This is a genomic window from Reyranella soli, assembly GCF_007992495.1.
GTDB classification, from domain to species: domain Bacteria; phylum Pseudomonadota; class Alphaproteobacteria; order Reyranellales; family Reyranellaceae; genus Reyranella; species Reyranella soli.
The window spans coordinates 1-5,107 of the sequence record NZ_BKAJ01000298.1 but is presented as its reverse complement, the minus strand read 5'-3'; the positions used below and the strand labels follow the sequence as shown (position 1 = coordinate 5,107).

Genomic DNA, 5,107 nt, shown 5'->3' with positions numbered 1-5,107 from the left:
GAGGCCCGCGCTCCCGTTCACCCGATCACTGTCTTCTCGTCGATCACGTAGCTTCTGATCCGCCCGATGAACTTCGCGCCATCGGCGTGCAGCGCCTTCATCTCCGGCGTCTGCGCCGCCGCTTCGAGCGCGGCCTGGTCGTCGAACCATAGCTCGGCGATGCCGTCGATCGCGACCTCGGTGGCGGGAATGTCGGCGCGCGTGCGCTCGCCCTTGATGTGGTTCTGCACGTAGCGCCGCAGGCCGGGCACGGCATGGGCGAGCGGTGCATGCACCTCGACCCAGTGCTTCATGAACTGCTCGTGAGTCCAGTCGTCCTTGCGCGTCAACAGGCCGATCGTCTTGATCATGGTGGGCGTCTCTCCAGTTTGGGCCTACTATGAGGCATGATACGCGCGTTCGCGATCGCTCTCCTGCTGCTGTTCGCCGGCAGCGCCTCCGCCCAGACCGTACGCTTTCCCAGTGTCGCCGTCGGCAGCAGTGCGGCCGGACCGGAGATTTCCGGCTGGATGTACAAGCCCTCCGGCGCCGGTCCGTTTGCTGCGATCGTGCTGGCCCACACCTGCGGCGGCGTCGGCCCGCATACCGATGTCTGGGGCAAGCTGCTGGCCAGTTGGGGTTACGTCGTCGTCGCCCCCGATTCCTTCGGGCCACGCGGCGAGAAGTCGGTGTGCGGCCGCGGCAACGTGGTGAACGGCAACATGCGCGTGGCCGACGTGGCGGGCGCGATCGACTTCCTCAATGCCCAGCCCTTCATGCGCAAGGGGGAGATCGGCCTGATCGGCCACAGCCACGGAGGCTGGACGACGGTGCGGGCGGTCCAGAAGAGCTACGGCCTCGCTTCGCGCGGGCTGAAGGCCGCTGTCGCCTACTATCCAAGCTGCCAGCAGCGATTCGACCGCGACGTCGCCGTGCCGCTGCTGATCCTGATCGGCGACCAGGACGATTGGACTCGCGCGGAGGACTGCCGCAAGCTGCAGGCCGGAGGCTTCACCCAGCCCAGCCTCGTCGACGTCGTCTACTATCCCAATGCCTATCATAGCTTCGACAGCCGCTCGCCGGACCGCACGATCACCGTCGCTGACGGCAAGCAACATCGCCTGGCCTACGATCCCAGCGCTGCACCCGACGCCGAGGCGCGCACCAAGGCGTTCTTCGCCAAGTACCTGCGCTGACGCTCAGTCGACCGTGATCTTCGTCGTCTTGGCGAGCTCGCGCCATTCCGTGAGTTCCTCGGTGATCTCCAAGCCGAACTCGCGCGGCCCGTTGCCGACGGGCTCGATGCCGTCCTTGTCGAAGCGCGCCTGGGTCGCCGGCATGGCGACGAAGCGCTGGATGGCCGTTGCCAGCTTCTGGACCACCGCGTCGGGCGTGGCGGCCGGCGCTAGGATACCCATCCACAGATAGCCGTCGAAGCCCGGAAGCTTCTCGGACATCGCCGGCACGTCGGGGAATTGCTTCAGCCGCCGCGTGCTGGTGACCGCGAGCAGGTTGAGCTTCTTGTCGGCGATGAACTGCGCCGACTGGGTGTAGTTGTCGAGCTTGGCCTGGACCTGGCCTGCCACCAGGTCGGCCAGCGCCGGCGCGGCACCGCGATAGGGCACGTTGGTCACCTGGAACTTCTCCCTGAGCATCAGCAGTTCCATGGTGATGTGCGGCAGCGTGCCGTTGCCCGCCGAGGAGACGTTGATCTTGCCGGGGTTCTGGCGCGCATAATCGATGAAGCCCTGGAAGGTCGTGACCGGCAGCGACGGGTGCGTCACCAGCAGCATCGGGATCTGGCCCACGTTCGACACCGGGCGGAAGTCCTTCTCGGTGTCGTACGGCAGGTTGGCGCGGAACGCCGCGTTGATGGTGTGGTTGGGCGTCGTGAGCAGCAGCGTATAGCCGTCGGGGGCCGCTTTGGCGACGAGCTCGCCCGCGATCACGCCGCCCGCGCCGGTCTTGTTGTCGACCAGCACCTGCTGGCCGAACTCGGCCGTCAGCCGCTCGGCCAGCAGGCGTGCCACGATGTCGGTGACGCCGCCGGGCGGGAAGGGCACGACGATGCGGATCGGCTTTTCGGGATAGTCGGCCCACGCCGCAGTCGCGAACGACAGCAGGAGGGCGAGAATGGCCGAGAGAAGTCTCATGGGTCGATCATGCTCTTCCGGACCGCCGGCTTCCAGCCGGCTCATGCTCATGAGCCGGCCAGAGGCCGGCGGTCCGGAAGACGACGACTACTTCGCGCCTGCGAGACCCATCTGGCGGCAGAGCAGGACCAGCGTCTCGTAGATCACGTGGGCGCAGAGGTGCGCAGCCATGCCGTTGACGTCCTGCGGCGGGCTTACCGTGTTGACGTCGACCGCCACGATGTTGAGGTCGGTCAGGCAGCGCAGCAGGTCGATGCCTTCGCGCGCCGACAGGCCGCCCCAGGATGGCGTGCAGACGCCGGGCGCCGTCGACGGGTCGAACACGTCCATGTCGAAGCAGAGATAGACCGGCCGCTTGCCGACCCTGTCGCGGAACTCGGCCATGCGCTGGGCAAAGCCGCCGCGTATCAGCTCGTCGATCGAGACAATCTTGTAGCCGAGGCTCATGGCGCGCGGCACGACGCCCTGCGCATAGGTCGTGCTGCGGATGCCGACATGCCAGGAGAATTCCGGATCGACCAGCCCTTCCTCGGCAACGTGGGTGAACTGGGTGGCGGAGTTGTACTTCTCCTCTTCGCCGTAGGGATAGGAGTCGGTGTGCGAATCGATATGCAGCGCCGCCATCTTCTTGTGCTTCTTGCCGACCGCGCGCGCCACCGGAACGGTGACCGAGCCGTCGCCGCCGATGGTGATGGGGATGGCGCCGGCCTCGACGATGCGGTCGACCGCCTGCTCGGTGCGCTCGAAGGCGTCGACGATCTTGCTCGGCGTCAGCTTGACGTTGCCGCAGTCGACCAGCCCGAGTGCGGCCACCGGATCGAAGTCGGCGTTGGTCGGGTTGAAGCGGCGCATCAGCGCCGATTGCTGACGCACCGAATCGGGCCCGCCGCGCGCGCCGATGCGCATGTTGGTGCCGCAGTCGAAGGGGATGCCCAGGATCGCGGCCTTGTTGTTCGGGCCCGGTCGGCCGTAAGGAGCGCCCATGAAGGTCATGGGCGAGGTGAACAGCTCGGACTCTGGCAGGCGGTCCATGGTCATTGCTCCGCGGAGAGGAAATCGTAGGCGACCAGCGTGTGGATCTTGGCGACCGCGACCAGCTCGTCGACCAGAACATACTCGTCGGCGCCGCCCATGTTGAAGGGCGTCAGGCCGAGCACCACCGTCGGCACGTCGTACTGGCGGTACCAGCGTGAATCCGAGCCGCCGACGCGCATGTTCACGGCTGGCGTCTCGCCCAGCACCTCGGCGGCGACCCGCGCGGTGCGCTGCACGATCTCGTGCCCGGGCGGCGTGAACGATGGCTCGAAGCGCCGGATGGCCCGCCAGCTCACGCCCTCGAGCGGGGCCAGCCATTCGTCGAGCCTGGCCACGAGGACATCGGTGGTGATGCCGACGGGCAGCCGGATGTCGGCATGGGCGATGGCGTGCGTGGGCACCAGGTTGGGCGATGTGCCGCCCTCGATGGTGCCGATGTTGACCGTGACGCGCTGCAGCGTGTCGGCCTCGCCCGCGCCCGATAATGGCTCGGAGATGGGCTTGGCACGCGCGATCGCCTCGCTGACGACGGGCGGCGCCTGGAAGGGGATCTCCTCGAGGTCCTTCAACCGATCGAGCGCCGTGCGCAGCCTGTCGATGGCGTTGGTGCCGCGATGGACATGCGCGCCATGGGCCGGCGAGCCGGTGGCCTCGACCTCGACCCACATGAGGCCCTTCTCGCCGAAACGCACGACCCGGGGCGAGCCGACATCGCCGCAGATGTTGGCGTTGCCCAGCGCGTGCGGCACGTGCTTCATCATGTAGCCGGTGCCGAGCGAGCCCATGTTTTCCTCGTCGCCGGCCAAGGTCAGGACGATCTCGCCCGACCAGGCGTCGCGATGGCGCGCCAGCAGCGACGCCGCCAGCAGCGAGCAGGCCATGCCGCCCTTCATGTCGCAGACGCCGCGGCCGTAGAGCTTGCCGTCCCTCAGCACGCCGCCCAGCGGCGGCACGGTCCAGGGCAGCTGCTCGAGCAGCGGGAAGGTGTCGAGATGGCCGTTGAAGATCAGCCGCCGGCCGGGCCGAGCTCCCCTGAGGCGGCCGATCAGGCTCGCGACGCGCGGCTCGGGCTCGATGCGCTCGACCTCCATGCCGGGGATCTCGCGCAGCAGCGCCTCGGCCACAGCGGCGACTTCCTGCGTGTCGCTCGGCGGGTTGGGCGAGGCAACGGCCACCAGCCGTTGCGTGGTGGCGATCAGTGCGTCGCGCGCAGCTTCGACGTCGCGTGCCAGCGCCTGGCGAAGGTTCTTGCTCATCAACGGCTCTGCAGGCGTCGTTCCCACCAGCGGATCGCCATGGCGAGCGGCCAGCAGATGAAGAAGTAGACGACGGCGATGAAGGTGAAGGTCTCGAGCGGTCGGAAGTTGGTGGCCGACAGCTCCATGCCGCGCCGCGTGATCTCGCTCACCGAGATCACCGCGCCCAGCGACGAGAACTTGATGAGCTGCACGAAGTTCGAGGCGAGCGGCGGCAGGGTCATCTTGATGGCCTGTGGCAGGACGATGCGGCGGAACGACTGCAGCGGTGACAGGCCCAGCACCTGCGCCGCCTCGCGATGGCCCACCGGCACGCTCTGGATGCCCGACCGGTAGACCTCGGAGATGAAGGCGGCCTGGTAGAGCGCCAGGCCGATGATCAGCGCCGTCAGCGCCTCGATGCGCACGCCGAACACGATCGGCAGCACGTAGTAGACCCACAGGAGCTGCACCAGGATCGGCGTATTGCGCACGACCTCGCCGATCGTGACGCCGATCCAGCGCAGGGCCCGGAAGCGCGACATGTCCAGCAGCGCGATGACCAGCCCGCCCGCCATCGCCAGCATCAGCGTGATGGCCGAGATGATCAGCGTCATCTGCAGGCCGCCCATCAGGAAGTCGAAGCTTCCCCAGACGGTGTCCCAGCGGAACTGATATTTGAACATCGTCACCTCATTGGAGCGC

At 67.5% G+C, this 5,107-nt stretch carries 6 protein-coding genes; 1 reads left to right on the top strand and 5 read right to left on the bottom strand.

Annotated elements, in window-relative coordinates:
- Positions 1-17: 17 nt before the first annotated feature.
- Entirely contained in the window at positions 18-350 is a 333-nt protein-coding gene (locus RSO01_RS45940; RefSeq protein WP_147157328.1) for an EthD family reductase, read from the bottom strand.
- 36 nt (positions 351-386) lie between these two features.
- Between RSO01_RS45940 and RSO01_RS45935 the strand changes: the two genes are divergently transcribed.
- The gene (locus RSO01_RS45935; RefSeq protein ID WP_147157327.1) at positions 387-1,175 is read left to right on the top strand and encodes a dienelactone hydrolase family protein; all 789 of its coding nucleotides are present in this window, start codon (positions 387-389) and stop codon (positions 1,173-1,175) included.
- 3 nt (positions 1,176-1,178) lie between these two features.
- Here RSO01_RS45935 and RSO01_RS45930 read toward each other — a convergent pair whose 3' ends face one another.
- From RSO01_RS45930 to RSO01_RS45915, 4 genes are all read right to left on the bottom strand, one after another.
- Positions 1,179-2,132: a tripartite tricarboxylate transporter substrate binding protein gene (locus RSO01_RS45930; RefSeq protein ID WP_170303891.1), complete on the bottom strand. Its 954-nt coding sequence runs from the start codon at positions 2,130-2,132 to the stop codon at positions 1,179-1,181.
- A gap of 87 nt (positions 2,133-2,219) precedes the next feature.
- Positions 2,220-3,164: an arginase family protein gene (locus RSO01_RS45925; protein ID WP_218037672.1), complete on the bottom strand. Its 945-nt coding sequence runs from the start codon at positions 3,162-3,164 to the stop codon at positions 2,220-2,222.
- Between the two features lie 2 nt (positions 3,165-3,166).
- Positions 3,167-4,423 (bottom strand): M20/M25/M40 family metallo-hydrolase, encoded by a 1,257-nt coding sequence (locus RSO01_RS45920; protein ID WP_147157325.1) that lies wholly within the window; start codon positions 4,421-4,423, stop codon positions 3,167-3,169.
- Positions 4,423-5,107 (bottom strand): amino acid ABC transporter permease (locus tag RSO01_RS45915; RefSeq protein ID WP_246159261.1); only part of this gene is annotated, 685 nt, incomplete at its 5' end. The genes RSO01_RS45920 and RSO01_RS45915, both read right to left, overlap by 1 nt.

What these genes read in the sequence shown, in the direction of transcription:
- RSO01_RS45925 (WP_218037672.1), bottom strand. Translation starts at nt 3,164, where the DNA reads ATGGACCGCCTGCCAGAGTCCGAGCTGTTCACCTCGCCCATGACCTTC.
- RSO01_RS45935 (WP_147157327.1), top strand. Translation starts at nt 387, where the DNA reads ATGATACGCGCGTTCGCGATCGCTCTCCTGCTGCTGTTCGCCGGCAGC.
- RSO01_RS45940 (WP_147157328.1), bottom strand. Translation starts at nt 350, where the DNA reads ATGATCAAGACGATCGGCCTGTTGACGCGCAAGGACGACTGGACTCAC.
- RSO01_RS45930 (WP_170303891.1), bottom strand. Translation starts at nt 2,132, where the DNA reads ATGAGACTTCTCTCGGCCATTCTCGCCCTCCTGCTGTCGTTCGCGACT.
- RSO01_RS45920 (WP_147157325.1), bottom strand. Translation starts at nt 4,423, where the DNA reads ATGAGCAAGAACCTTCGCCAGGCGCTGGCACGCGACGTCGAAGCTGCG.